Source organism: Sorangium sp. So ce693 (genome assembly GCF_051521375.1).
GTDB lineage: Bacteria > Myxococcota_A > Polyangia > Polyangiales > Polyangiaceae > Sorangium > Sorangium atrum.
On sequence record NZ_CP150347.1, the window covers coordinates 12,442,962 to 12,468,359 of the forward strand.

Sequence of the window (25,398 nt, forward strand, 5' to 3'; positions counted from 1 at the left end):
TGCGATCGTGAGATCGCGCCCCGCGGCGCTTTTGTGGCGCTTTGCGGCTCCAGAGCGGCTCCGGCGAGCCGGCCGGCGGAGCGCTCGGGGGGACCTGCCCGGTTTTGTGCTAAGACCGGACTCCTTCGTGGTGGCACGCAAGAAGATTCTCATCATCGAGGACGAGCCCCACATCGTGCTGGGGCTGACGGACGCCCTCGAGTTCGAGGGCTTCTCGGTGGCGTCGGCCTCGAAGGGGAAGGACGGCGTGCTGCTCGCGCGGCAGGAGAAGCCGGACGCCATCCTCCTCGACCTCATGCTCCCCGACACCAACGGCTTCAAGGTCTGCGAGGACCTGCGGCGCTGGGACGCGTTCGTGCCGATCATCATGCTGACGGCCCGCGGCCAGGAGATCGACAAGATCCGCGGCCTCGACGCGGGCGCGGACGACTACGTGACCAAGCCGTTCAGCGTGGGCGAGCTCATCGCCCGCCTGCGCGCCCTCTTCCGCCGCGCCGCCCGGCCGGCCGAGGCGCCCGTCGAGGTGTTCACCATCGGCAACGTGCAGATCAACATGACCGCCCACACGGTCTCGCGGGGCTCTCGCTCGGATCAGCTGTCGTTCTACGAGGTCGAGCTCCTTCGCCTGCTGCACGAGCGCCTGGGCCAGCCGGTCTCGCGCGAGGAGATCCTCCAGAAGATCTGGGGGATCGAGGCCGGGCCGTCGAACCGCACGGTCGACAACTTCATCGTCAAGCTGCGCAAGAAGATCGAGCGCTCGCCCGACAAGCCGGAGCACATCCTCACGGTCTACGGCTTCGGTTACAAGCTCGCTCCCTGACGGAGCGGCAGGACGTTGCGGAGGTCGCAAGGCACCGTCACCGCGGCGTCGGTGATGCGCTTCGGATCGAGCTCTTCGATGCGCGCCCCCTCGCGGATCTGCCGCGCCTCGAGGCGCAGCCGGACGAGGCCCGGGCTGCCCGTCTCGCCGGCGTACCCGACCACGTCGCCCGCGTCGAGGCGCGCGCCCGCCACGACGCCAGGGCCAGGGCGATCGAGGTGGCCATGGAGAAGGACGTACCTGCGCACGCGATCCCCGTCGCGCACGTCGTGCGCCGTGGCCACCGTGATGCCGGACAGCGCGCCGACGAAGATGACCTCGGCCTTCCCCTCCTGGCCCTCCAGCCTGAGCGCTGCCACCCGCTCGCCGCGCGTCGCGGCGATGTCGATCCCGCCGAGCCACGACGGCGGCTCGGGCCGCGCGGCGCCGATCGCGGCGACGAAGCCCGCTGCAGGCAGCGTTCCCGCCCCGGCCGGAGCGTCCTCGACAAGGAGGAACCCCGGCGGCCCGTCCGGCGCGCCGATCGGGAACGTGTACGCGGCGGCGCTCGCCGGACGTTCCGGGCGGCGGGGGATGTGCTCGTGGGCCTGGCTGCGCGTGCCCGCTCCAGCGGGACGCGCGCTGGCAGGGTCAGAGAGCGCCGCCGCGCCGCCTTCGGGGAGCGGCGCGCCCGGAGCAGGCAGCGGGACGCAGGCGGCGCCCTCCGGCACGGTGCGCGGGCCGCAGAGCGCCGCCGCGCCCGCGGCGCCGCGCGCTGCGGCCGCCGGAGGGACGACCGCGGGCAGCGGCGGCTCGGGATCGTCGATGCCGCCGAGCGCAAGGACGAGCGCCGACGCCGCGGCGCCGCGCACGAGCGGGGAAGGGGAGACCGCTGCCCTCGTCGGGCGGGCTTGCAATGAGCCGGACACACGCATGCCACGAACGGTCTACCGCATCGCGCGCGGCGGGCGAGCTCGATGCAGCGGCGGCGCGCTCGTCCCGCCCGGCCTGCGCGCGGCGGCCCCGGCGTGGGCGGCGCCGGGCACGCGCGGCCGCGCCCGCCGTGGACGGGAATTCGCGAGGAACAGGCCCTTGTTGCCTGCCGGCTTGCGGAGGCGACGCGCTGTTGATAGCTCCTCTTCGTGCAAAATCGTCAAGCCATCGAGACGACCCTGAACAAGCTGTTCGACGCGGAGCGCACGGCTCGCCGGCTCCACGAAGACCTGACGGCCACGCCCGGCGATGGGCTGCTGGATGTCCTCACGGACGCCATCGCGGCCGCGACGCGCGAGAACGACGAGGACGAGGCGGCGCTCCGGCTGGTGCGTATCGCGTCGCTGCTCGGCGAGCACGAGGGTCCGCGCGCGCTCGACGCGCTCATCGATGTGCTCGCGTCGGAGCACCCCGAGGCGCGGCAGGCGGCGGGCGAGGAGATCGAAACGCTGGCCTACGATCGGTTCAAGGAGGTCGCGCAGGCGATCGAGCGCGCGCTGAAGCGGCTGCCGGTGGGCTCGTCGGCGCTCCCGGAGCTGCCGTACCTCATCGCCGAGGTGCCGGAGCCGGGCGTGCCGAAGCTGCTCAGCCAGTTCCTGAGCCACAAGGATCCGGACGCGGTCGCGGCGGCGATCGAGACGCTCGTCGAGATCGGTGACCCGGCGCATGCGCCGCTCATCCAGCCGCTGCTCGACGACAAGCGCACGGTCGAGCTCGCGGACGACGGCGGCGACGACGCGACGTCGGAGGTCACGATCGGCGAGCTCGCCGAAGAGGCGCTCAGCCTCCTCGCGCCCTACGACGACGAGGAGGACGGGGTCGCCTGATGATCGGCCCGCCGCTGAGCGCGGCGGACGCCGTGTTGTTCGAGCACGCGGTCGTCCCGCGCTACCTCTCGTTCTTCGCCTCGCTGGCGGTGGAGATGCTGCTGCCCTCCGAGGCGGCGCGCATCGTCCACCTCGGCTGCAGGAGCGGCTTCCCCGACGCGATCGTGGCGGACAAGCTGCCCGGCGCGACCCTCGTGGGCGTCGACGGCTCCGCCGCCGCGCTCGAGCTCGCGCGCGACAAGGCCGCGCTGTTCTCCGGGATGAACGCGAGCTACATGCTCGCCGACGCCCTGCCGACGCCGCTGCCCGACGCGAGCTTCTCCCACGCGTTCACGCTGCACCCGGTCTGCCGTCCGGACGAGCGGGCGCAGCTCCTCGCCGAGCTGCGCCGGGTCCTGGTCCCCGGCGGCCAGGCGCTCATCGCGCTGCCGTTGCGCGGCTCGTTCCCGGAGATCGCCGACATCGCTCGGGAGTGCGCGCTCAAGCAAGACCTCTCGGAGCTCGGCGCCGCGGTGGACGCCGCCGCCGTCAGCCGCCCCACGATCGAGACCATCGCCGAGGAGATCGAGGGCGCGGGGCTCGACGAGGTCGAGGTCGACGTCCAGCTCATCGCCGTGTCGTTCGAGAGCGGGCGTGAGTTCCTCGAGGATCCCATCTCGAGGTTGATGGTGATCCCCGAGTCGACGGCGATGCTCGACGTCGAGCCGCAGATCATCGACTCGATGCTCAAGTACCTGCACCACGCGGTCTCGAAGTACTGGTCCGAAGGGGTCTTCGAGCTGACCGTGAACGTCGGGTGCGCGAGCGCTCGACGCCCGCTGGGCTGACGATCGCCTGACGATCGAGCGAGGGCGCTGGTCGCGCGGAGCGCGGCCTGCGCTAGCGCTCGCGCCCGCCGCCGCGGAGGCCGAGCTCGTCGAGCCCGGCGAGCGCCGCGAGCGAGACCGGGTGGTACGGCGGCCGCGGGGTGATCGGCTTCCGGGCGTCGCCCCCGCGCTCCTCGATGAGCCGCGCGCAGAGCGCGAGGCACCACTTGCCCTGGCACCAGCCGGTGCCGAAGCCCGTGTAGCGCTTGACGGACTCGATGTCCTTGTAGCCACGATCCATCGCGGCCTCGAGCTCGTGCAGCGTGACGTCCTCGCAGCGGCAGACGAGCGTCTTCATCGACCTAGTCGCCCTCGTACTCGCAGCGGGCGTCGCAGGTCTCGAAGATGGTGACCCGGTTCAAGGACGGCAGCGACGGCGCGAGGCGGCTCCAGATCCACCGGGCGAGCACCTCGCTCGTCGGGTTCTCCAGCCCGGGGACCTCGTTCAGGTAGTGGTGATCGAGCAGGTCGTGGAGGGGAGCCCAGGCCTCGTAGAGGTGGCTGTAATCGATGAACCACCCCGTCTCCTCGTTCACCGGGCCGCGGATCGCGACCTCGACCTTGAAGCTGTGACCGTGGAGGCGCGCGCACTTGTGCCCCTGCGGAACCCTGGGAAGGCGGTGGGCGGCCTCGAAGCGGAACTCGTGTACGAGACGGACGTTCATCGGAGCAGCGGTCATGGGGCGGCCGCCGTGGGGCGTCAACGTCCCGCGGCCTCGCGAGGTACGGGGTTCCCTCGAGGCGCTCGAGCGACTATACCCCCGGCCATGCCGCAGAAGCCCGCAGTGAGAGCCAAGAAGAAGCGTCGCGACACGAAGCGCCTGGCGAACTGGCGCGCCAAGAAGGAGCTGCAGAGCGCCCAGGGAACGCCGGCCGAGCCGGCTGCCGCCGCGCGATCCGGCAGCTGAGCCGCGAGCACCGGCCGCGGCCGGTGCTCAGCTCGCCGGCTCGTCCTCTTCTTCGTCGTCGTCCGGCCCCGGCGACGCCGGTCCCCTGCGCCGCGCCGCGCGAACGGTCGCGACCTCGGCCCTGGACGGGTTGATCACGAGGAAGCCATGGTCTGCGTCGAGGAGCGCGACGTCTCCCGGCGATGCCCAGCGGAACGCCCCCGCCACATCCACGATCGACGGCACTCCCAGCAGCTGGAGGAGCACGAGCGAGCGCGGCCCGGACCGGTCGCTGAGCGCGACGCCCACCGGGTGGGCCCGGGCGGAGATCAGGAGGTCGAAGACCGTCAGCTGGTCTCCCACGAGGACCGCCTTCGACGGGAGCTCGGCCCGGGCGTCCGGGGTCGCCAGCATCAGGATCGCATCGCAGAGATCCTCGATGTCGCGGGCGCGATCCTGCAAGAACGGGTCGCCGACGATCCCGTTGGCGGCCCGCGCCACCTCGCGAGCGACCGTCCCGAGCGCCTGCGCGACGTTGCGCCCGCTGGCCGTGAGCTCGAAGGCGCGCGCGCGCAGGCGGCCGTCGCCGATCATCAGGAGGTAGGTCGAGAGGAACGCCGCCTCCTGCGCGAGCCCTCGCTTCGCCGCGCGGGCGTTGAGGTCGAGGAGCGCCTTCTCCGCGATGTCGAAGGCGAACCGCAGGAGCTTCGGATCGCCGCTGCCCTGCCGCGCGCCGAGCGATGAGGTCGCCGGCCGCCGCAGGGCCGCGATGGCGCCGAGCGCGCGCCCCGCGACGACGGGCAACCCCGGCAGCGTGACCTTGCGCGTGCCGCCGCCCGTGCGCCGCCGCCGCTCGCGCAGCTCGTCGAGCACCTGCGCGTGGCGCGCGCCGGCCGCGATCGGCGCGGTCAGCGCCATGACGAGCTCGACGTCGCGCGCCGTGAAGGCGCGATCGCCCGCCCGCTGCACGACCAGGGCGCCGAGCGGGCGGCCGCTGCCGAGGATGGGCGCCGCGAGGAAGACCGGGAAGCGCTCTTCTCGGAGCTCGGGGAACGCCCGGTAGCGCTCGTGCTCGGTCGCCTGGACGACCGAGATCGGCCGCAGGCACTCGACCGCCATGCCCGTGATGCCCTGGCCGACCGAGAGCCGCACCGTGCCGCGCGCCTCGCGCGGAAAGCCGACGTTGCCGCGCAGCACCAGCTCGTCGCCGTCGCCCTCGAGGAGGTACAGCGAGGCCACGTCGGCGCCGAGGATCGCGGCGATCCGCTGCGGCGCCTCGTCGAGGAGGAGCGAGAGCGGCATCGGCTTCGCCACGAAGGCGAGGTACTCGATCACGAGATCCAGGCGCTCATCGCGGCGCACCTGGATCCTCGCGGAGGCGACCGACGGCGGCGCGCCCTCGTCCTCGGTATCCGCGGCGCGGGCCGAGCTGCGGGCCGGGTCGCTCGAGACGGACGCGTCCTCCTCGTCGGGGCCGGGCTCGTCCAGCGCGCGGTCCGGGAAGCTGTCCCGTGAGCCCCCCACGTCGGACGGCGTCGCGGACGGGCTCGCGATCGCTTCGAGCTCCGTGGGCGGATGGGTCGCCTTCGGATCGGTGCGCGACGACATGCCATGATCGCTATCACACACCGTCGCTCGAGCGCACCTTGCTCCCGCCGCCTCCGGACCGCGCCACGGTCTGGACGGCGTGGCCGCGCGATGTGCGCGATCGCTGCGAGCCGCCCGCGCGGCGAGAGCGCGGGTGGGCAGCCGGAGGTCAGGGCGTCCGCAGGTCGACGGGTCCGTCGAGGGGCGGGCGCTGCATCCACCCGAGCGCAGAGAGCCGCGCGCGCGGGGCTGCCGCGGCCGCCGCGCGCGTGAGCGGCCCGGCTCCGCCCGCGCCGATCGCGGTGATCGCGCCGCGGATCGGCGCGAGCAGCGCCGGCGCGGCCTCGGCGCTGCTCGCCGCCACGTGGACCACGCGCGCCGCGGGCGGCAGCAGCAGCGATCGCGGCGCCGGATCCAGGCCGACCCCGTGCCCTCGACCTTCCCAGAACGAGCCCACGGCCTCGAGCGTGGCCCGGTACATGGTCACCTCCGCGCGGGCGGCGCCGTCGAGCGGCCCGCGCGGGACGCGCGCGCCCAGCGCGTCGAGCGCCTCGTGCAGGGCGCGCGCGAGCGCCTCCGCGCGCTCGGCCGGGCCTTCCACCAGCACGAAGCGCGGCGACAGGCAGCCGCGCTGATCGAACGGCACGACGTCCGCCGCGATGTCCCGCGCCGCCTCGGCGAGGTTCGCGCTCAGGCCGACGACGGCGAGCCCCAGGCCGGCGCCATGCCCGCGCACGAGCACGCCCGGGCCGACCTGGGCCCGCAGTGTGGCCACGGTCTGGTCCGAGCCGTAGACGTGCAGCTCGGCGCCCGGCAGATCCCCGGGGCCGCCCTCACCGGCCGCCGGCGCCCCGGCGCCCCCGAGCGCGATGTCCGCGACCAGCGCGATGGTCCCGCCTGCGCGGCGGAAACCTTCGTCGGCCTGCAGCGCGCGCACGAGGAGCTCCGCGACGACGGGATCGCGGCGGGACGGGCGCACGACGACCTCCGGCGCTGTCGCCGCCGCGACGGCGATGGCCCGCAGCGGCGCCGTGCAGACGTTGGCCGCCAGGACCACGTGGCAGCGGCGCGCGCGCCCCGAGGCCGCCACGAGCGCGTCGAGCTCGCGATCGCTCGGCGCGATCTCGAGGTGACGGCCGAGCGCGAGCTCCACGCCCTCCTGCGAGAGGCCGCTCGTGGAAGGCAGCCGCTGGCGCGCCTCCTCGCCCAGCGGATCGCGCGCGTCCGCGATCCGCGCCGCCGCGGCGACGGCGCGCTCGACCCGGCGGCGCCGCGCCGCGCCGTCGTCCATCATCACGGGCCGCCGCCGAGCATCTGGTCCATCGCGATCGAGCAGCCGCGCGGCGGCGCCCCGGACGCGCGGCCCAGGAGCTCGACGCCCTCCGCGGTGACGCGCACGCGGTCGGCGGTCTGGATGGCGACCGCCGAGTCGACGTTCGCGAGATCGACGATCCGCGCGAGCCCGATCGCGCCCGCAGGGAGCGGCGCGAGCGTCTCGGGGTCCACCGCGGTGACGCGCGTCCAGGGGGGCGCGAGGTACAGCCCTGGCGCCGCGCGCGGTGCGCCGGCGAGCGCCGCCGCGAGCGTGCCCTCGTAGAGCTGGCTGGAGAGCTCGGTCATGCCGTACTCGCTCACCACATGCGAGAGGGGCACGCCCAGCGCCCGCGCGATCGACGCCCGCAGCTCCTCCGCGGGCACCTCGCGCGAGCGGCCCTTGTAGCCGCCGGTCTGCATGACCCGGCTCCCTTCGGGCAGCAGCGCCGCGCCCTCGGGCAGCTTCGCCTCGATCAGGTGCACGAAAGCGAACGACGTTCCGAGCACGAGCGCCGGCTCGCCCGAGGCGCGCGCCTCGGCGCACGCGCGGGCGAACCCTGCGGCGTCGAGCTCGCCGCCGCGAACGTGCCAGCTCGCCGGCCCCGAGAGGCGCGCCGCGAAGCGGTCGATCATGAACCCGAGCGACGAGTCCGGCGCCTCGTGGAGCGGCGGCGCGAGGACGATCGCCCGGAGCCGCACGCCGTCGGGCCACAGCAGGCGCTCCCCCCACGCGAGCGCGGCCAGCTCGTACGTGGCGGTCGTGCGGAACGGGTGCTCGCCGCGGGACGCCGCGCCGAGGGAGGTCCCGCTCGTGCGGAAGACGCGCTCGTCCGCCTCCGGCGGGTGGGCCGCGACGCGCGCGAACCGGAACACGTCGCACGGCACAGCGGGGATCTGCGCCGCGAGATCCATCGCGGCGACGTCCGCGCCGCGCGCCTCGAAGAGGCGGGCGACCGGCGCGCAATGCGCGGCCTGGTGCCGGGCGAGGTCGAGCGCGAGCGCATCGAAGGTCTCCGGCAGCGCCCCGCGCTCGCCCTGGTCCTGCGGAGGAGAGGCACCCGCCGCTCGGCCGGCGCCTGTCGAGCCCGTCCCGTCCACGCGGAGCGACGCCTCGATGAACGCCCGCGCGCGGCGGTGCAGCGCCTCGCTCTGGTCTATCGGTCCCACGGGCACCGGGATAGCACGCGCGTCCTGCTCCGCTCGCGCGCTAGGCCGTCAACACGCGCGCAGCACGCGGGCGAGCGCCCCGGCCGCGGCCGAGAGCAGCGCTTCGGGGATGGTGAGCGCCGGCGTCAGCGTCAGCGTCTCGCCGCGCACCCCGCCCGTGAGGACCAGGTACCCTTCGGCCAGCATCCCGCGCAGGGCCCGGAGCCCGAGCTCGGCGCTCTCGAGCTCGACGCCGACCATGAGCCCCGCGCCCCGCACGTCGACGACGCCCGCCCTGCGCGGGAGCGCCTCCCGCAGCATCGCCTGGAAGCGAGCGCCCACGTCGCGCGAGCGCGCGGCCAGCCGGCCTTCGCCGAGGGCGTCGAGCGTCGCGAGCGCGGCGCTCGACGCGAGGGGCGATCCGGAGTGCGTCGAGGTGTGGACCACCTCGCCCTCGCGCGCCCACGCCCGCATGATCGGCTCGGGCGCCACGCACGCGGAGATGGGCAGCCCGCCGCCGAGCCCCTTGCCGAAGCAGAGGATATCGACCGGCGCCCCGAGCTCTCCTGTGCGCGTCATCGCCCCCGATCGACCGAGGCCGGTCCATATCTCGTCCGCGATCACGAGCGCCCCGTGCCGGTGCGCCGCTTCGCAGACCGCGTGAAGGAACGCGTCGGGCGGGACGACGCAGCCGCCCCGCCCGAGGATCGGCTCGAGGAGGACCGCGCCGACGTCGCCCCCGCGCAGCGCGAGCTCGACGGCGTCGACCGAGCGCGCGGCGCCCGCCTCGTCGCGCGGGTAGGGCGCGAACGTCACGCGCCGGTTGAGCTGCTCCGCGAAGGGCGCCCGGTAGCTCTCCCGCAGCCCGCACGCCGCGAGCGGCGCGTACCCGAGCCCGTGGTACGCGCCCTCGAACGCGACGAGCCCAGGCCGTCCGGTCGAGAGCGCCGCCGTCTTGACGGCCGCGGTGATCGCGTCGCTGCCGCTCTGGCCGAGCAGCGCCATGGGCGAGGGCCCGGGGTGCAGCGCCGCGAGGCGCTCCAGCAGGGCGATCTTCACGTCGGCCGAGTACACGTCGCCGAGCGCGAGGGTCAGCCGCGACAGCTGCTCCTCCGCCGCGCGCCGCACCGGCGCGGCCGCGTGGCCGAGCAGCAGCGCGCCGAAGCCGGCGCACAGGTCGACGTACCGGTTCCCGTCGACGTCGCAGACGTTCGCGCCGCGCCCGTGCGACAGCACGATCGGCAGCATGTCGGCGCCGCTCTTCTGCGCCCGCGCCTCGCGCCGCCGGCCGAACGCCGGGCACTCGACGCGCTCGAGCCGCTCGAGGGCGCTCCGCGACAGGGGACCAGGCGGCGGCGACAGGATCGCGGGCAGCTCAGCGCCGCTGCCCGCGTCCGGCGCCGCCGGCAGCGGCAGATCGCTGTTCGGCATCGTCCTTACCTCCGCCGGAACCTAGCGCGCCCGCGGGCGGCTGCTCAGGCGCACACCCGGTTTCTCCCGCTGTTCTTCGCGTGGTAGAGGCGCTCGTCCGCGCGCTTGATGAGGTCGTTCGCTGTGCGATCGCCCTCCTGGAGGAGCGCCACGCCGACGCTGATCGTCACGCGGATGCTGTCGGCCTGGAACACGAACAGGTGCTCCGCGACCTTTTGACGCAGGGTCTCGCCGAGGGCCGCCGCGCCCTCGATGGACGTCTCCGGCAGGATGATGGCGAACTCCTCGCCGCCGTAGCGCGCGAAGACCTCGTCGCGGCGAATGCGGCTCTGCACGATGCGCGCGACCTCCTTCAGCACGAAGTCGCCGGCCAGGTGGCCGTGGACGTCGTTGATGCGCTTGAAGTGGTCGATGTCGAACAGGAGGATCGCGAGGTCCCGCTCGTGGCGGCGGCCGCGGATGATCTCGCGCTCGAGCGCCTCGTAGAGGTAGCGCTTGTTGTGGATCTGCGTGAGACCATCGATGATGGTCATCCGGTAGATCTCTTCGTGGTATTGCGCCTCCACGTCGGCGCCGGACAGGAACTTGAAGATCGTGGGGCCGATCTTCACCCGGTCTCCGTTCTTCAGCACCACCTCGCGGGAGATCTGCTCATCGTTGCAGTACGTCCCGTTGGTGCTCCCATCGTCGACGACCATCCAGGCGCTCGGCCGCTGCTCGAAATGGGCGTGCCTTCGTGACACGGAGTCGCCGTCGAGCACGATGTGGTTGTCCGCGCCGCGACCGACCCGCGTCGGGTTGTTCTCCAGCACGAACCGCTTGCCGAGCAGCGTGGGCTCCTTCGTGTAGATCACGACCAGGCAGTCGGTCGTGTTCTTGCTGCCGCCGCCCGGTGGGGGCTGGACCACCTGCGTTACACGAGTCTTTTCGTCGAAGTCACTCACGCGCGCTCAGCCCAACCCGTCGTGCGACCTAGCCTCGACATCGTTCGAGCTCTTCCCGAGACGGAACCTACCCGGGCGTGGCTCTTCGGTCGCGATGCAACGGTTCGATATGCCCTAGCTCGCCCAACGTCAAAGCGTACTGACATGCCCCGACTCCCGTCAAGACGGCCATCCGGGCGGAGCCGTCTTCAGTGCTTCCTCCGCCTTCCCGACCCGACAACGGCCTACGTCGCCTTCTGCGCTCGGTCGCGTCGGTCGTGTCGGTTGCGTCGGTTGCGTCCGTTGCGCCCTTCCACGTTCTCGGCTTGTTCCCCGCACGCCGTCCGCCCCCTCGCCGCTGTTCGCTGCCGCTCACGCCGCGCCGCACCGCAGGTGCTCGCCGATGCGCCTTGTGGGGCGCTGTGCGCTGTTATCGCAGTTGACGCCCCATCTCTTTCCTCTTGTGCAGCCCGAGCTGCCGAGGACGCGGGTCTCTCTATGCGTTTCCCGAGCGCGCCGCCACCCGTCCGGCGAGCGATTGAGCCGGCAAGGGAGGGAATGGTTTGCTGGAACACGATGTGTCTGTTCGCCTGGCATGTCCGCGTTCTGCGGGGACGAGGCTCTGTGAGTTCTGCCTCAAAACGAGGGCGCATCACAACGCTGAACTGAGCGAAGCGGAACGCAGCGGACCGGAACCGAGCGAAGCGGCACGGAACGGAGCGGAACCGGAGCGAAGCGGAACGGAGCGGAGCGGAACCCAGCGAAGCCGAGCGAAGCCGAGCAAAACGTCGCGAGCGGCGCGGAGCCGGAGCGGAGCCGCGTGGACCGCGTGCGCTGCACGCCGCGCGTGCTGCGACCCCGCAGCGCAGAGGCCTCCCGCCAGCGTTGCCGGTCAGTTGACTTGGCACACAGGGTGCGTAGGATAGACCTGCGTCGCGGCGGAGACCTTCCCCCCCCAGGTCCGTCGCGGCGTTTTTCTTTTCAGGCTGCCGTGCCCATCTCCAGGCCGCGGCACGGCAGCGCGCTTCCTGCCTTGGATGGCTCCAGGAGCAGCTCGTTCCTCCGCCAGCCGCAACGCTCCGTCAATGCTGGAACCGGCCACGGCGGGAAGGCGTCACTGCGCCCGCTGCGGAGAAAGGCGCCGAGAGGCCGACCCCCATCACGAAGACGGGATCGACGGCTCGATCCCTGACGCGCAGGCGCGGGCGTGAGGGGTGGACACCGCGCTGGCGTCGATCAGGCGAGCGACGACAGCGTCGCGCGCAGCTCGCCGCCGTCGAATACCCAGAGCTCGCCCGGTCGTCCCGTGGTCCAGGTCTCGTTCGCGGTGAGCGGGCTCGTCGCGACCACCGCGATCCGATCCTTCGGGGTCGTGACGGCCGAGAAGTCGACGCGGACATCGTCGTCCAGGAGCGTCGCGATGCCGAAGGGGGCCTTGCGGATGATGTGACAGAGCCGGGTTGCGCAGCGGGCGAAGAGGTGGCGCCCGTCGCCGAGCAGGAAGTTGAACGTCCCGTCCTGGCCTAGCTCGCCGCCGAGCGCCGCGATCGCCTCCCAGAGCTCGCTGGGCCGGCGAGGATAGCCGGGGAACGAGCTGCGGAGCCCCTCCAGCAGGTAACAGAAGGCGTGCTCGCTGTCGGTCGTTCCGATGGGGTTGAAGCGGCCCAGCGCGCGGCGCCGGACGCGAGGGAGCGTGCCGTTGTGCGCGAAGACCCAGTGGCGTCCCCAGAGCTCGCGCACGAACGGGTGCGTGTTGGCGAGGAGGACATCGCCGCGGGTGCGGCGCCGGATGTGGCCGATCGCGAGCAGCGTCTTGATGGGCGTCTCGCTGAGGAATCGCGCCAGCGGGCTCTCCGCGGCGGGGCTCGGATCGAGGAACACGCGCGCGGCGCGCCCCTCGAAGAACGCGAGGCCCCAACCGTCAGCGTGGGGACCTGTGCGGCCGCCCCGGTGCCGGAGGCCGTTGAACGAAAAGACGATGTCTGTGGGGACGTTGCACTCCATCCCGAGGAGCTCGCACATGCTCGCGGGTGGACCATATCACCCCTGGAGGGGGTCTGAGATCCGATCCCGGTCGATGCCGCGGCGCGATGCGCGGCGTCAGCGCGCCGGCTCGCCCTGGAGCGACGCGCGGGGGATGGAGTGGACGAGATCGATGACCGCCTTGACCGTATCGACCGGCGTCTCGGGGATGATGCCGTGGCCGAGGTTGAAGATGTGCCCGGCGCGGCCGCCCGCCTCCGCGAGCACCGCGCGCGCGCGGCGCTCGGCGACGGCGCGCGGCGCGCAGAGCAGCAGCGGGTCGAGGTTGCCCTGCACCGCGCGATCGTACCCGATGCGCTGCCACGCCTTGTCGAGCGGCGTGCGCCAGTCGACGCCGATCACCGTGCCGCCGGCGTCGCGCTGCGCCTCCAGGAGCGCCCCTGTGTTCGTACCGAAGTGGATGACCGGGACCCCCGTCGCCTCGAGGTCGCGGAGGATGTGCCGCACGTGCGGCTGCACGTGCTCGCGGTAGTCGTCGATCGAGAGCGAGCCGACCCACGAGTCGAACAGCTGCACCGCCTGGGCGCCCGCGGCGACCTGCGCGCGCAACAGGCGGCGGACGACCTCCGAGATCTTGCCCATCAGCGCCGACCACGCCTCGGGGTCGCTCCACATCAGCTGCTTCGTGAGCCGGTAGTCGCTCGACTTGCCCCCCTCGACGAGGTAGCTCGCCATGGTGAACGGCGCGCCGGCGAAGCCGATGAGCGGCGTCTTGCCGTCCAGCTCCTTGCGGATGAGGCGCACGGCGTCGAGCACGTAGCCGAGGCCCTCCTCGGGCTCGAACACCCGCAGCCGCTCGATGCCGGCCCGATCGCGCACGGGCTCGTGGATCACCGGGCCCTCGCCCTTCGCGAACTCGAAGGGGGCGCCCATCGGCTCGAGCGGCAGGAGGATGTCGGCGAAGAGGATCGCCGCGTCCATCCCGAGCCGCAGCGGCTGGAGCGTCACCTCGAGCGCGAGCTCGGGCGTCTTGCAGATCTCGAGGAGCGTGTACTTCTTCCTGAGCTCCCGGTACTCGGCCATGTACCGGCCGGCCTGGCGCATGAACCACACGGGCGTGACATCGGTCGGCTCACGCCGGCAGGCGCGCAGGAAGCGATCGTGCATGGAAGGCTCCAGGAGGGGGTCGACGGGACGCCCCTTCATGTCCGTTCAGCCATCGCCCGGCAATGGGTTTCAGCCCATCGCTCGCGCGCGGCTCGCCGGGAGCGCGGCGCGGCCGGGCCCGAGGCGGCCCGTCGAGGGGGCGGACCCAAGCGTCGGCTCCCTCGCCGTGTAGACTAGGAGCCTATGGCGCGTCCCTCCAGACCTCCCGGCTTTGACATGACGTACAGGCCCGAGAAGCGCATCGCGTTCGGGCCGCCGCTGAAGGAGCGCCTCCCGGCGCTGCTTTACCTGACCTTCGCCCTCGGCGTCTCGGGGGTGATCTTCTACGGCCAGAACGCTCCCTCGAGCTCCCGGCTCTTCCAGTACGTCGTCGAGGGCGATCGCCACCGGCTCGTCTCCTCCAGCGTTTGCGCCATCGTCCTGTGCGTGAGCGCGGTGGCGATGGTGCTGCGCGAGCAGATGCGGGGGGTCGTCGTGCACCCGGACGGGATCGAGCTGCGCGAGCTGCTCACCTTCGGCGTGCCGCGCGTGCGGCGCTTCGCCTGGTCGCAGATCGACCGGATGGCGGTGCCCTCCGCGCAGGCGCGCGCCGGCGGCGCGGCGGCGGTCGGCGGGAGCGTGCCGGCGAGCAACATCCGGCTCGATCTCTGGGATGGGTCCCGCACCTGGCTGCCGGACGTCGGAGACAAGATCGCGCTGTCGGTGATGCTGGAGCGGGTCGCCCTGGCGCGGGCGATCCCGGTCGAGGGGGGAACCGGGCTGATGGACGACCTCGGGAACCCCCTTCAGGACGACGGCTGAGCAGGCCTAGCGCGCGCTCGCCCCGGCCTTCCGCTGCGCGAACTCCTCGCGCACGCCCTGCCGCAGCTCGGGGTCGAGCAGGAGATCCACGCACGTCATCGCCATGGCCTTGGCGGCGATCAGCATCGAGTCCTGGCCGGCGGGGCTCGCGGCGCGCGCGGCGAACGCGTGCTGGTGGCAGGTCGTCTCTCCCTTGCCGCAGATCGCGATCCACGGGTGGATGGCGGGGAGCGCGTGGGACACGTCGCCCATGTCGGTCGAGCCGGTGCCGACGGCGGGGTCCATCTCGATCGGCGAGCGGCCGAGGGCGCGCAGGTGCTCGCCGAAGCGGCGCGCCATCTTCCGGTTGTTGACCATGTTCTTGTAGCCGCCCTGATCGACGAGCGTGAGCTCGACCCCGCTCGCCATGGCCGCGCCGCGGGCGCAGCGCTCCACGATCGCACGCACGCGGGAGAGCTCCTCGGTGTCGAGGGCGCGGACCGAGAACTCGGCGACGGCGAGCTCCGGGATGATGTTGACCGCCTGACCGCCGTTCTTGATGAACCCGTGCACCCGGACGCCATCGCGGAAGTGGACGCGCTGGCCGTCGATCAGCCGGAAGGTGTCGAGGCAGGCCGTGAGCGCGCTGCTCCCGTCCCACGGCGCGAGCGCCGCGTGCGACGGCTTGCCGTGGAACTGGAGCTCGAGCCAGACGCTGGCCAGCGTGTCGTGCGCGAGCAGGTCGCGGTCGAACGGGTGGAACATCATCGCGGCGTCGACGCCCTCGAAGGCGCCCGCCTCGAGCAGCCTGATCTTGCCGCCGCCCCCCTCCTCGGCGGGCGTCCCGACCAGATCGATGGTGCCGGCCACGGCGTCCTTCTGCCGCGCCAGCGCGAGGAACGCGCCGAGCGCCCCCGCCGCGATCAGGTTGTGCCCGCAGGCGTGGCCGATCTCAGGGAGCGCGTCGTACTCGGCCAGGATGGCGAGGTGAGGCCCCCCGCCGCGCCCGATGCGCGCGCGCAGCGAGGTGGGCATGCCGGCGAGCCCGCGCTCGACCTGGATGCCGCGGCTCTCGACGGCCTCGGCGAGCCAGGCCGCGGCCCTGTGCTCCTCGAACCGGAGCTCCGGGTGCGCGTGGATGCGCGCGGCGATCTCGCGGAGATCCGGGGAGAGGTCGTCGATGTCACGCTGGATGCGGCTCGGGTCGAGGCTCATAGGGGCGAGCGATACTACTCTGGATCCGCGCGGCTCGCCCGGGCCATGGTGGCGCTGGCGGAGGAGCTCCGCCGCCGCCCCGTGGTCACGTTCGCGCGTTCGCGTGTTCGCTCGTTCGCACATCGGCACCCGGCGCGCCGCCACGCTGTCGGGACTTCTCACGGACCCAGGACCCTCGAATGCACGGACCGCGCTGTTCTCCGCTCCTCTTCTTACCCCGCTTCCCCTTCCTCGCGGCGGCGCTCGCGCTCGCCGCCTGCGACGCGCCCCCACGCGCGCGCCAGGAGGCCGGGCCGGCCGCCGCGAGCGTGGCGCCGCTGCCGGCTCAGCCCGCTCCGGCGCAGGCCGGGCCCGCCCGCGTCGCGGTCGAGGCGAGGGCGATGGGCACGAGCCTGCTCCTCGCCGCCTACACGAGCGAGGCGATGGATGAGGCGGCGATCAGGGCCCGGCTGGACAAGGCGATCGCCGAGATCCGCAGGCTCGAGGGGCTCATGACGACCTGGCGGCCGGACAGCGAGCTGTCGCGGGTCAACGCGGCGGCCGGGAAGAGCGCGGTGGAGGTGAGCCCGGAGTCGCTCGCCGTGATCGAGAAGAGCCTCTGGATCAGCGAGCGCTCGGAGGGCGTCTTCGACGTCACCTTCGAGGCGATGCACGGGCTCTGGAAGTTCGACGAGGACATCGACGACAACGTGCCGCGCAAGGAAGACGTCGAGCGGGCGCGCGCGCTCATCGATCACAGGCAGATCAAGATCGATCGCGCGCGGCGCACGGTGATGCTCGGGAAGCCCGGGATGCGGATGAGCCTCGGCGGGATCGCGAAGGGCTACGCCGTCGACGCCGCGGCGCGGGTGCTGCGGGGGGAGGGGCTGACGTCGTTCTTCGTGCAGGCCGGCGGTGACCTGTACATCGCCGGAAAGAAGCCGGACGGGTCGCCGTGGAGGGCGGGGGTGCGGGACCCGCGCGGCAAGGACGCGAACGACTACTTCGCGATGATCGAGGTGGAGGACCACGCCTTCTCCACGGCGGGCGACTACGAGCGGAGCTTCATCAAGGACGGCAGGCGCTATCACCACATCATCGATCCGCGGACCGGCTTCCCCGCGTCCGAGAGCCGGAGCGTGACCATCTGGGCAAAGGACGCGCTGACCGCGGACGCCGTCGATGATGCGGTCTTCATCCTGGGGGCCGAGAAGGGGCTCGCGCTCGTCGAGTCGATCGAGGACTGCGGCGCCGTGATCGTCGATCGGAACAACAAGGTGTGGGTGTCGAAGCGGCTGGAAGGCAAGGCCGAGGTGCTGCGGCAGCCGACAGGGGGGCTGTAGGTGGGGCTTACGCGGGGGACGCGCTGCCCGGACAGGGTACTGGCCCAATTGGAACAGGGAGGCGGGGAGAAAAACTTAGTAACTCTCCCCGTCTCCCTGTGATCTTTCTCGGGCAAAGTCGACCGATGCGCGGGCGTTTCAGCCTTCGAAGAGCTCGTCCAGCGTCCTGGCAGCGAGGATCCGCTCGGCCCATACCGCGAGCCGCTCCCCGGACGCAGCGAGGACCTGCTCCCGCCTCGCCTCGGGCACTTCTCCGAACCGCGCCCGGAGCTGGCGCAGCAGCACGGCTCGCTGGCCCTCGTCGAGCCCCGCGCGCCGCCCCTCATCGAGCGCTGCCTTTCGCTCGCGGGCCTTGATGGCCTCGATTTCAGGGTTGCCCTTGCGCTCCAGCGCGCGGACGACCTCGCGCTCGGCCGCCGCGCCGTCGAGCAACGCGCGGACGGGGACCGGACGGACCAAGCACGGATCCTCGATCGTCGCGTCAGGCGCGAGCAGCACGAACCGCCCCTCGGCCGCCGACCACTCGGCGACCTCATCACCCTTGACGAAGATGACGAAGACGCGGCGCACGCCTCGGGCGACGAGATCCTCGGCCTTCTCGCGCGCGTCCTGCATCGACTGCTCGTTGACGATCTCGAACGAGAGCTCCTCCAGATACCGGCGTCCCGTCGCCGGATCGAGCCCTGCCCTGCGGATGGAGAGGTCGGTGGCGAAATCCGAGCCCTCAGCGACGCGGGTGATGAGATCGGCCGCGCCGATGTAGCCGGGCCGAAGGTGCGGCGCGATCAGGAAATCCAGCCGCACCTGCTGCTCGGCATGCGGCTCGAGCGCCGGCGCCGCGACGACCTTGCGCCCGCGGATCCGCTCGTCGCGCGTCACCTCGGGCGCCACGAGGTGCTCATCGACGGCCGGGAAATGCGCCCGCTGCGGCTCCGCGGGCGGGAGCCTCACCGCCGCGCCGCCCCGGGCGGCCGGGGCGAGCAGGAGCGCGGCACCGGTCGGCTTGGGATCCATGCGGACAAGGCTAGCACGAAGGCTGCGAGCTTCGCCCCCGGGCCAGTGCGCGCCGCAGGGCCGCTCCCAGCGCGAGCAGCGCCGCGCCGTCACCGCCGCTCGCTGCCCTCACCGCCCCTTGTAGACCGGCTTCCGCTTCTCGGCGAACGCGCGCAGCGCCTCCAGCCGATCCTCGCTGCGCAGCGTCTCGTCGTAGTGGACCCGCTCGATCTCGAGCCCGAGCGAGAGCGGCACGTCATAGCCGTCGTCGATCGCCCCGAGCGCCGCGGCCTGCGCGATGGGCGCGCCGCTCGCGATCGGCTCGATCCACGCGATCGCGTCGTCGACCACCGGCGTCCCTCCGGGCGATACCCGGTTCACGAGGCCCCAGGCGAGCGCCTCGGGCGCGGTGAGCTTCCTGCCGAGCAGGATCATCTCCTTCGCCCGCGCCTCGCCGACGACCCGCGGCAGCCGCTGCGTGCCGCCCGCGCCTGGGATGATGCCGAGCGACGTCTCCGGCAGCGCGAGCTCGGCGTGCGGCGCCGCCACCCGGAGATCGCAGATCAGCGCGAGCTCCAGCCCCCCGCCGAAGGCGACGCCGTTGATCGCCGCGATCACCGGCTTGGGGCTCCGCGCGAGCACCCCGAGCTCCGTCCGGTACAGGCCCACCTGGCGCCGGACGTCGTCGGGGCTCATGCCCTGCCGCTCCTTGAGGTCGGCGCCGGCGCAGAAGGCCTTGTCCCCGGCGCCCGTGATCACGATCGCGCGCACCTCCGGGTCGTCCACGAGCTCGCGCCCGAGGCGGCCGAAGGTGAGCAGCGCGTCCCGGGAGAGCGCGTTGCGGCGATCTGCCCGATCGATGGTGAGCACCGCGACCGCGCCGCGCCGGTCGAGCTTCACGGGAGGGGCTTCCGACATGGATCCTGCCTAATCGACCGCGGCGGCGCGGCAAAGAGGCTCGCTCACTTGGCGTCGGCCGCCTTCTTGGCCTTGGTGCTCGCCGCCTCGAGCTTGCCCAGCCGCGCTCTGATCTCCGCGTTGTCGCGCCGCAGCGTCTCGAGCTCGTCCCGCAGCCGATCCAGCTCGCGCTTGCCCGCCCCGCCGAGATCGCGCAGGACTTCGCGGATCCGGCGCCGCACCCGGCCGTCGAGATCGCGGTCGAGCTGCCGCTGCAGCGCGCCCCGCGACCGGCCGTCGCCGAGATCGCCCAGCGCGCGCGCGACGTCGACCCGGAGGTACGGATCCGGCTGATCGAGGAGCTCCTCGAGGAGCTCGCGCGTCCGCCGATCGCTGGAGAGCTTCGGCAACGCCATGATCGCCGCCCGCCGCCCCCGCGTCGGGACGCCGTAGCGCGTGCGAGCCGTCAGGTGCGGCACGGCGCGCTCGTCCCGCAGGTTGGCCAGCCCGTCGATCACGCCGCATCGGATGACCTCGCCCCACGAGGGGCGATCCAGGAGATCGACGAGCGTCTCGAACCCCGAGCTCTGCCGCGTGGCCCCGAGCGCCCGCGCCGCCTCGGCCTGCACCAGGTAGCTCGCGTCGCGCAGGGCGAGCTTGCCGAGGACTTCGGCCGCCTTGGCCGACCTGAAGTTGCCGAGCGCGCCCGCGACAGCCCGGCGCACCTTCGGGTGCTCCACGCCCGCGCTGCCCTCGAGCAGCGCGAACGCCGCGTTCGACTGGAGCGCGCCGAGCGCTGCCGCGGCGGCGGCGCGCACCCCCCAGAACTCGTTCGCGTCGGAGAGCGACTGCCCGAGCGCCCGCGCCGTCGGCGGGTCGTCGCGCCGCGAGAGCGGCTTCGCGGCGAGCAGGCGGCCGCGCGCCGTGGGCGCGTGGGCGAGCTGCGCCCGCAGGAGATCGCCGGGCGCGTCGACCCTGACCTCGCCCAGGATCCTGAGGTCCGGATCCACCACCACGAAGCGAGGCCGCCGCGGGAGCGGGATGACGAACGTGTGCGCCGCCTGATCCACGCGCCGCACCTCGCGCCGCGTGATGGAGCCCTTGCCCTCCGTGAAGCCGAAATCGAGCACCAGGTCGAACGCGAAGGCGGGCGGCGTCGAGGCGTCCGGCTGGAGCGCGTGCTCCCGGCTGGGCTGCCCGGCCGCCTGCGCCTGCTTCACCGTCACGGTGCACTGGTCGCCCTCGATCTCGATCTTCACGTCGAGCTCGGGGTGCCCGGCGCGGAAGACCCACTGCTCGAAGAAGCGCTCCAGCGATTTGCCGCTCACGTCCTCGAGCGCGCGGGCGAGATCCCGTGTCTCCACGACCCCCCGCGCGTGGCGCGTCAGGTAGGTGCTCACCCCGCGCCAGAAGAGCTCGTCCCCGAGCTCCCGGCGGAGCAGGTGGAGCACGAGCCCGCCCTTCTCGTAGAGGTGTCGATCGAAGACGTCGAGCGGCGCGTCGTAGTCCTGACAGACGATGGGCCGCCGGTAACGCCCGCGCGCCTCGCCAAGGTACGAGTCGAGATCGGCCTTCAGGCCGTGATCGTACTCGTCGGCGCCGAGGTGGTGCTCCCGATAGACGTGCTCCATGAACGTCGCGAATCCCTCGTTGAGCCAGCCGTGCGACCAGTCGCGGCAGGTCACGAGATCACCGAACCACTGGTGCGCGAGCTCGTGGGCGATGAGATCGTCCGACGAGATGTCGAGCGCCGCCCGCTCGTCGAGCAGGATGTGCTCGTACATCGTGGTGGCGGTCGTGTTCTCCATCCCTCCGAAGATGAAGTCGCTCACCACCACCTGCGCGTAGCGGCGGAAAGGATATTTGACGCCGAGCTTCTCGCTGAAGTGGCGGATCATGTCCGGCGTGCGCGCGAACGTGCGGCGGCCGTCCTCCTCGCGCCCCTTCGGCACGAAGTACGCGAGCGGGACGTCGAGCGCCGCGCCGTCGATGCGGGCAAACTCGCCCGCCACGAGCGTGAACAGGTAGCTCGGGTGAGGCTCGTCCAGCCGGTAGTGATAGACGCCCTCCTTCTGCGATCTCGCGTCGCTCTCGAGCTCGCCGTTCGACAGGCAGTACCAGCCCGGCGGAACCTGCGCGCGGAGCTCGGTCGTCTGCTTGATGTGGGGCTTGTCGATGCACGGGAAGATGTGGCGCGCGTCCTCGTCCTGACACTGCGTCCAGACCTGGCGCGGGCGATCGGGGACGTGCTCGTCCGGCTGGAGGAAGTAGATCCCCCGCCGCGGCGTCGCCCGGTACCGGACCAGGATCGACGCCTCGGCCTCGTCGAGCGGCACGGCGACGCGGAGCGTCTCGCCGTCGTACGTGTGCTCGGCCGGGTGGAACGTGCCGCTCGCCGCCTTGCCCGCGCCGCGCCTGGGCTTCGCGGCGCGCCCGGCCCCGGCGCTGATCTCGACCGCCTCGAGGTCGAAGCCGATGGCGTCGAGCGCGATCTCGCGCGCGCCGGGGTCGACGCGGACCGCGTCGAGCCGCGCCGTGCCGCGGATCGAGCGCGCCTCGACGTCGATCGTGAGATCGAGGGCGATGTGCCGGATCGTGAAGGGGCGCGAGCGCTCGTAGACGCGCCTCGTCCCGGCCAGCGTGAAGGGGCGGGACGCGGCCGCGAACTCCGACGACGACAGCACGGAGCCGCAGGCGCAGCGCGAGTGGAGCCGGTACTCTAGGGACATCTCCGCGGAGTTTCCCCGCGCGGCGCCCGGCGCTGCAAGCAAGAACTCGTGCCCGGGGGCGGGCCGCCGGCCGGATCAGCCCGTCTTGAGGCCGTCGAGCACCTCGAGCGCCAGCTCGTACTTGCCGAGGGGCGGCATCAGGTAGGCCCCCTGCACCCGGTCGCGCACCGAGAAGAGCATCTCGCGGGCGATCTTCACCCCCTCCTTGCGCGCCTCGGGGCCGGCCGGCACCTTGCGCATGCGCTCGCGGATCTCCTCGGGGATCTGCATGCCGGGCACCTCGTTGTGGAGGAACTCGGCGTTCTTGTGGCTGACCAGCGGCAGCACGCCGACGAGCACCGGCATCCCCAGGTGCTCGATGCGCCGCAGCACCTTCTCGAGCAGATCCTGGTGGAAGATCGGCTGGGTCATGATGATGTCGGCCCCCGCCGCGCGCTTCCGTTCCAGACGCGCGATCTCCTTGTCGAGATCCTGGGCGCCGGGCTCGAGCCCCGTGGCGAGCAGGAACGACGTCTTGCCGCCCGGGATCGGCTTGCCGGCCGGGTCGAGGCCGCGGTTCATCGTGCTCGCCATGTGGAGCAGCCCGATGGAGTCGAGGTCGTAGACGGCGGTCGCCTCCGGGTAGTCGCCGACCTTCGGCGGATCGCCCGTGATGATGACGAGGTTCTTGATGCCGATCGCGTGGGCGCCGAGCAGGTGCGCCATCTGGCCGATGAGGTTCCGGTCGCGGCCGCAGACGTGCAGGATCGGCTCGATGCCGTAGCGCTGGACCAGGAGCGAGCAGAAGGCGAGGTTCGTCATCCGCGCCGTGGCGCGCGGGCCGTCGGCGACGTTCACGACATCGACGCCGCTGTCGATGAGCATCTTGGCGGCGCTCAGCGCGCTCTCGGGGTTCAGGCCAGGCGCCGGGTTCACCTCGACGGAGACCACGAACTTGCCCGCGGCGATCTTGGCCGCGAGGGGGCTGCGCTCGCCGAGCGGCGTGGGCTCGAGCCCCGTGGGCGCGTCCATCGTGATCTGCGGGCGCGCGGCGGCCTCGGGCGCGGCGCCGCCCCGGAGCATGCGGGCCGACTTGGCCATCCACCGGACGTGCTCCGGCGTGGTCCCGCAGCAGCCGCCGATCATCGCCGCGCCGGCCTGGATCATGCGGCGGGCGAAGACGTCGAAGTACTCGGGCGTCGCCATGTAGAGCTGGCGGCCGTCGACCGTGCGCGGCAGGCCCGCGTTCGGCTGCACGCAGAGCGGGAGCCCCGCGGTCGCCATCCGCTCCGCCATCGCGAGCGACAGCTGCGGGCCGTCGCCGCAGTTGACGCCGAGCAGGTCGACCCCCCAGTCCCGCAGCGTCCGCGCGACGCGCTCCGGCTCGCTGCCGTCCGCCGCGACGCCGCTCGTGTCGAACGTCATCGACGCGAGGACCGGGAGCCCCGGCGCGGCCGCCCGCGCCGCGTCGATGGCGAGCTTGATCTCGTCGAGATGGCGAAATGTTTCAAGGATCAGGAGGTCCGCGCCGCCCTCGGCGAGCGCGCCGGCCTGCTCGGAGAACGTGGCGGCCGCGGCGGCGAGGTCGTCGCGCGTGGCGACGCCGGGCACGAGCCCCGTCGGGCCGATCGAGCCGGCGACGTACGCGTCGCCGCCCGCGATCTCGCGCGCGAGGCGCGCGCCCGCGAGGTTGAAGTTGCGCACCTCGTTGACGAGCCCGTACCGCTCGAGCCGGAACCTGTTCGCTCCGAAGGTGTTCGTCTCGATGACGTTCGCGCCCGCCGCGACGTACTCGGCGTGGATCTTCTTCACGAGATCGGGGCGCGCGACGTTGAGCTGCTCGAAGTTCTGGGTGACGAACACCCCGCGCTCGTAGAGCAGCGAGCCCATCGCGCCGTCGAACACGAGGGTCGAACGCCGGAGAGCGTCGAGGAACGGGGCCTCTGGTCTCGTGCGGGACATGGGGCGCATCGTAGGGGCGCTCCGGCTTCTCAGGAAGGGGGGGCGCGACGCGGTTGACGGCGCGGCGAGGATCTCGGTAGGGCAGTTCTCGAGATGAGCACGCCCCGATGGCTTCAAGCATTCGCCCTGGCGGTCTCCGCCGCTGCTCCGCTCCTCGCCGCCCCTTCCGAGGCGCACGCCTGGCATCCGCCGGTGCACCGCTCGGACGCAGGCGTGGATCTCTATATGTGGAGCGCCCGCTTCTACGGCACGTCGCTCGCCGCCGTCCCCTTCGTGCAGTTCGAGCCGACGCCGAACCTGTTCATCAACCTGAAGTTCCCGCTGGCGCTCTCGTTCGACGGCCCGGGAGACGCCGAAGATCTCGACCGGCAGTCGCGCGCCGCGCTCGGCAACCCGACGTTCACGCTCTACTACTCGGACGCGGGCCGCAAGCTCACCTGGTACGCGGGCGGCCGCGCCGGGCTGCCGCTCGGCGCGATCGACGGCCTCGACTGGCACGTGGCCAGGGGCTACAGCGCGATGGCGATGGCCTGGTACGATCTGCACCTCTGGTCGGCGAACTCGCTCCCGATCGGCGGCCTGGGCGGCATCGAGTACCGCTTCGGAAGGTCGTTCGTGCTCCGGGCGGGCGGGGATCTCACGTTCTTCGTCCCGGTGGGGGACGGCGTCCGGCGCGGCTTCATCGACGACTCCGACGATCTCGAGGCGGTGTTCCAGGCGAAGGTCGAGCCCGAGCTCCAGAGCCGCTCCGGCTTCGGCGGCGGCGTGGCGCTCCAGACGGTGTGGGTGCCGTCGTCGGTCTACGACGACCGGGGGCAGGTCTCGCTGCTGCCGTACTTCGTGTACGACAGCCAGAAGACCTTCTTCATGCGGGCCGGCCTGCTCCTCGCGCTGGACGAGCCGCTCGGGCCCGCGTTCGACAGGGACCGGGTCGCGTCCCTCTATCTGCAGTTCGGCGGGCACATCGACTAGTGCGCCGGGCGGCTGGAGAGAGCGAGAGATGAGCCGGACATGACCCGTCGCCGCGCCATCGCCTGGGGCGCCGCCGTCGTCGCCCTGCTGGCCCTCGTGCTCGTCTGGCGCAAGCTCAACCAGTTCCCGCCGGACACGACGCCCGAGGGCGCCTACCTCCGCATCGCGTACAACATCGGCGTCAGCGATGCGCGCGCGTGCTTCCCGTACCTCGAGGACCGGGCGCAGCACGCGGCGTACACCATCCGCGACTACCGGCGGAAGGCGAGCGAGCGGATCGAGGCGAGCTACCCGGAGCCGGAGCGCGCGCGCCTGCTGGAGCAGTACCGCGCGCACGCGATGGCCGAGGACGGGGCGGACGTGTGGGTCGACATGGCCACGAAGCAGGGCTTCATCGCGCGCCTCCGCCGCGACCTGTCCGGCATCGGGAAGGTGGAGGTGACGGGCGAGCGGGCCACGGTCGAGACGGCGCGCGGCACGCGGTACCCGTTCCGGCGGCGCGACAACGGCATCTGGGGGCTCACGCTGTTCACCGCGGACCTCGTGGCCGAGGCCGAGCGGGCCGCGCGGGACTGGGACGTCGTGGAGAAGGCAGCGCTCGATTACGAGCGGGGGCGGTGAGGGGG

23 protein-coding genes are annotated in these 25,398 nt (G+C 72.6%); 8 read left to right on the forward strand and 15 right to left on the reverse strand.

Annotated features, from left to right (window positions below):
• The first annotated feature begins 127 nt into the window (after positions 1-127).
• On the forward strand, positions 128-820 hold the full coding sequence (locus WMF14_RS46450) for a response regulator transcription factor (RefSeq protein WP_437797127.1): 693 nt from the start codon (positions 128-130) through the stop codon (positions 818-820).
• Here the strand turns inward: WMF14_RS46450 and WMF14_RS46455 are convergent.
• Positions 802-1,734 (reverse strand): hypothetical protein, encoded by a 933-nt coding sequence (locus WMF14_RS46455; protein ID WP_437797129.1) that lies wholly within the window; start codon positions 1,732-1,734, stop codon positions 802-804. The genes WMF14_RS46450 and WMF14_RS46455 overlap by 19 nt on opposite strands.
• Positions 1,735-1,941: 207 nt before the next feature.
• On the opposite strand from WMF14_RS46455, the gene WMF14_RS46460 reads away from it, so the two are divergent.
• Together WMF14_RS46460 and WMF14_RS46465 are read left to right on the forward strand one after the other, a co-directional pair.
• Positions 1,942-2,619, forward strand: coding sequence for a HEAT repeat domain-containing protein (locus tag WMF14_RS46460; protein ID WP_272096322.1), 678 nt, complete (start codon positions 1,942-1,944; stop codon positions 2,617-2,619).
• On the forward strand, positions 2,619-3,446 hold the full coding sequence (locus tag WMF14_RS46465; RefSeq protein ID WP_437326276.1) for a class I SAM-dependent methyltransferase: 828 nt from the start codon (positions 2,619-2,621) through the stop codon (positions 3,444-3,446). The genes WMF14_RS46460 and WMF14_RS46465 overlap by 1 nt, the downstream gene beginning before the upstream one ends.
• Before the next feature lie 52 nt (positions 3,447-3,498).
• On the opposite strand, the gene WMF14_RS46470 is transcribed toward WMF14_RS46465, so the two are convergent.
• Together WMF14_RS46470 and queD are read right to left on the reverse strand one after the other, a co-directional pair.
• The gene (locus WMF14_RS46470; protein ID WP_272096324.1) at positions 3,499-3,783 is read right to left on the reverse strand and encodes a (2Fe-2S)-binding protein; all 285 of its coding nucleotides are present in this window, start codon (positions 3,781-3,783) and stop codon (positions 3,499-3,501) included.
• A gap of 4 nt (positions 3,784-3,787) precedes the next feature.
• Complete coding sequence (gene queD, locus WMF14_RS46475; RefSeq protein WP_272096325.1) at positions 3,788-4,150, reverse strand: 6-carboxytetrahydropterin synthase QueD; 363 nt, start codon at positions 4,148-4,150, stop codon at positions 3,788-3,790.
• Positions 4,151-4,270: 120 nt separating this feature from the next.
• On the opposite strand from queD, the gene WMF14_RS46480 reads away from it, so the two are divergent.
• Complete coding sequence (locus WMF14_RS46480; RefSeq protein WP_272096326.1) at positions 4,271-4,393, forward strand: hypothetical protein; 123 nt, start codon at positions 4,271-4,273, stop codon at positions 4,391-4,393.
• A gap of 27 nt (positions 4,394-4,420) precedes the next feature.
• On the opposite strand, the gene WMF14_RS46485 is transcribed toward WMF14_RS46480, so the two are convergent.
• From WMF14_RS46485 to hemE, 7 genes are all read right to left on the reverse strand, one after another.
• Positions 4,421-5,980 (reverse strand): GAF domain-containing protein, encoded by a 1,560-nt coding sequence (locus WMF14_RS46485; protein ID WP_437797132.1) that lies wholly within the window; start codon positions 5,978-5,980, stop codon positions 4,421-4,423.
• 148 nt (positions 5,981-6,128) lie between these two features.
• Entirely contained in the window at positions 6,129-7,253 is a 1,125-nt protein-coding gene (locus WMF14_RS46490; protein ID WP_437804418.1) for an acyl-CoA reductase, read from the reverse strand.
• Complete coding sequence (locus tag WMF14_RS46495; RefSeq protein ID WP_437797134.1) at positions 7,253-8,440, reverse strand: acyl-protein synthetase; 1,188 nt, start codon at positions 8,438-8,440, stop codon at positions 7,253-7,255. Before WMF14_RS46495 ends, WMF14_RS46490 begins: the two co-directional genes overlap by 1 nt.
• 48 nt (positions 8,441-8,488) lie before the next feature.
• On the reverse strand, positions 8,489-9,850 hold the full coding sequence (locus WMF14_RS46500) for an aspartate aminotransferase family protein (RefSeq protein WP_437797136.1): 1,362 nt from the start codon (positions 9,848-9,850) through the stop codon (positions 8,489-8,491).
• Positions 9,851-9,894: 44 nt separating this feature from the next.
• Positions 9,895-10,794 (reverse strand): GGDEF domain-containing protein, encoded by a 900-nt coding sequence (locus tag WMF14_RS46505; RefSeq protein WP_012241235.1) that lies wholly within the window; start codon positions 10,792-10,794, stop codon positions 9,895-9,897.
• Positions 10,795-12,009: 1,215 nt separating this feature from the next.
• The gene (locus tag WMF14_RS46510) at positions 12,010-12,795 is read right to left on the reverse strand and encodes a class II glutamine amidotransferase (protein ID WP_272096333.1); all 786 of its coding nucleotides are present in this window, start codon (positions 12,793-12,795) and stop codon (positions 12,010-12,012) included.
• Between the two features lie 78 nt (positions 12,796-12,873).
• Positions 12,874-13,923 (reverse strand): uroporphyrinogen decarboxylase, encoded by a 1,050-nt coding sequence (hemE, locus tag WMF14_RS46515; RefSeq protein ID WP_272097932.1) that lies wholly within the window; start codon positions 13,921-13,923, stop codon positions 12,874-12,876.
• 216 nt (positions 13,924-14,139) lie between these two features.
• On the opposite strand from hemE, the gene WMF14_RS46520 reads away from it, so the two are divergent.
• Positions 14,140-14,724, forward strand: coding sequence for a hypothetical protein (locus WMF14_RS46520; protein WP_272096334.1), 585 nt, complete (start codon positions 14,140-14,142; stop codon positions 14,722-14,724).
• A gap of 6 nt (positions 14,725-14,730) precedes the next feature.
• On the opposite strand, the gene WMF14_RS46525 is transcribed toward WMF14_RS46520, so the two are convergent.
• A complete protein-coding gene (locus tag WMF14_RS46525) occupies positions 14,731-15,918 on the reverse strand; it encodes an amidohydrolase (protein WP_437797138.1) in 1,188 nt (395 codons plus the stop codon).
• Between the two features lie 179 nt (positions 15,919-16,097).
• Here WMF14_RS46525 and WMF14_RS46530 point away from each other — a divergent pair, with 179 nt between their 5' ends.
• Positions 16,098-17,240 (forward strand): FAD:protein FMN transferase, encoded by a 1,143-nt coding sequence (locus WMF14_RS46530; protein WP_437797139.1) that lies wholly within the window; start codon positions 16,098-16,100, stop codon positions 17,238-17,240.
• Between the two features lie 138 nt (positions 17,241-17,378).
• On the opposite strand, the gene WMF14_RS46535 is transcribed toward WMF14_RS46530, so the two are convergent.
• The 4 genes from WMF14_RS46535 to WMF14_RS46550 form a co-directional block, all read right to left on the reverse strand.
• A complete protein-coding gene (locus tag WMF14_RS46535; protein WP_437797141.1) occupies positions 17,379-18,254 on the reverse strand; it encodes a hypothetical protein in 876 nt (291 codons plus the stop codon).
• 108 nt (positions 18,255-18,362) lie between these two features.
• Positions 18,363-19,151: an enoyl-CoA hydratase-related protein gene (locus WMF14_RS46540; RefSeq protein ID WP_437326283.1), complete on the reverse strand. Its 789-nt coding sequence runs from the start codon at positions 19,149-19,151 to the stop codon at positions 18,363-18,365.
• A 44-nt stretch (positions 19,152-19,195) separates the two neighbouring features.
• Positions 19,196-21,859: a M1 family aminopeptidase gene (locus WMF14_RS46545; protein ID WP_437797143.1), complete on the reverse strand. Its 2,664-nt coding sequence runs from the start codon at positions 21,857-21,859 to the stop codon at positions 19,196-19,198.
• 75 nt (positions 21,860-21,934) lie between these two features.
• Positions 21,935-23,800 carry a bifunctional homocysteine S-methyltransferase/methylenetetrahydrofolate reductase gene (locus WMF14_RS46550; RefSeq protein WP_437797145.1) on the reverse strand — a complete coding sequence of 622 codons (1,866 nt, stop codon included), beginning with the start codon at positions 23,798-23,800 and terminating at the stop codon, positions 21,935-21,937.
• Positions 23,801-23,893: 93 nt separating this feature from the next.
• Between WMF14_RS46550 and WMF14_RS46555 the strand changes: the two genes are divergently transcribed.
• Positions 23,894-24,772, forward strand: a complete 879-nt coding sequence (locus tag WMF14_RS46555) for a hypothetical protein (RefSeq protein ID WP_437797147.1) — start codon at positions 23,894-23,896, stop codon at positions 24,770-24,772.
• 39 nt (positions 24,773-24,811) lie between these two features.
• Positions 24,812-25,393, forward strand: coding sequence for a hypothetical protein (locus WMF14_RS46560; protein WP_272096345.1), 582 nt, complete (start codon positions 24,812-24,814; stop codon positions 25,391-25,393).
• Positions 25,394-25,398: the final 5 nt, after the last annotated feature.

Coding starts and splice junctions, on each gene's coding strand:
- WMF14_RS46455 (WP_437797129.1), bottom strand. CDS start 1,734: ATGCGTGTGTCCGGCTCATTGCAAGCCCGCCCGACGAGGGCAGCGGTC.
- WMF14_RS46465 (WP_437326276.1), top strand. CDS start 2,619: ATGATCGGCCCGCCGCTGAGCGCGGCGGACGCCGTGTTGTTCGAGCAC.
- WMF14_RS46470 (WP_272096324.1), bottom strand. CDS start 3,783: ATGAAGACGCTCGTCTGCCGCTGCGAGGACGTCACGCTGCACGAGCTC.
- queD (WP_272096325.1), bottom strand. CDS start 4,150: ATGAACGTCCGTCTCGTACACGAGTTCCGCTTCGAGGCCGCCCACCGC.
- WMF14_RS46485 (WP_437797132.1), bottom strand. CDS start 5,980: ATGTCGTCGCGCACCGATCCGAAGGCGACCCATCCGCCCACGGAGCTC.
- WMF14_RS46490 (WP_437804418.1), bottom strand. CDS start 7,253: ATGATGGACGACGGCGCGGCGCGGCGCCGCCGGGTCGAGCGCGCCGTC.
- WMF14_RS46500 (WP_437797136.1), bottom strand. CDS start 9,850: ATGCCGAACAGCGATCTGCCGCTGCCGGCGGCGCCGGACGCGGGCAGC.
- WMF14_RS46510 (WP_272096333.1), bottom strand. CDS start 12,795: ATGTGCGAGCTCCTCGGGATGGAGTGCAACGTCCCCACAGACATCGTC.
- hemE (WP_272097932.1), bottom strand. CDS start 13,923: ATGCACGATCGCTTCCTGCGCGCCTGCCGGCGTGAGCCGACCGATGTC.
- WMF14_RS46520 (WP_272096334.1), top strand. CDS start 14,140: ATGACGTACAGGCCCGAGAAGCGCATCGCGTTCGGGCCGCCGCTGAAG.
- WMF14_RS46525 (WP_437797138.1), bottom strand. CDS start 15,918: ATGAGCCTCGACCCGAGCCGCATCCAGCGTGACATCGACGACCTCTCC.
- WMF14_RS46530 (WP_437797139.1), top strand. CDS start 16,098: ATGCACGGACCGCGCTGTTCTCCGCTCCTCTTCTTACCCCGCTTCCCC.
- WMF14_RS46535 (WP_437797141.1), bottom strand. CDS start 18,254: ATGGATCCCAAGCCGACCGGTGCCGCGCTCCTGCTCGCCCCGGCCGCC.
- WMF14_RS46540 (WP_437326283.1), bottom strand. CDS start 19,151: ATGTCGGAAGCCCCTCCCGTGAAGCTCGACCGGCGCGGCGCGGTCGCG.
- WMF14_RS46545 (WP_437797143.1), bottom strand. CDS start 21,859: ATGTCCCTAGAGTACCGGCTCCACTCGCGCTGCGCCTGCGGCTCCGTG.
- WMF14_RS46550 (WP_437797145.1), bottom strand. CDS start 23,800: ATGTCCCGCACGAGACCAGAGGCCCCGTTCCTCGACGCTCTCCGGCGT.
- WMF14_RS46555 (WP_437797147.1), top strand. CDS start 23,894: ATGAGCACGCCCCGATGGCTTCAAGCATTCGCCCTGGCGGTCTCCGCC.
- WMF14_RS46560 (WP_272096345.1), top strand. CDS start 24,812: ATGACCCGTCGCCGCGCCATCGCCTGGGGCGCCGCCGTCGTCGCCCTG.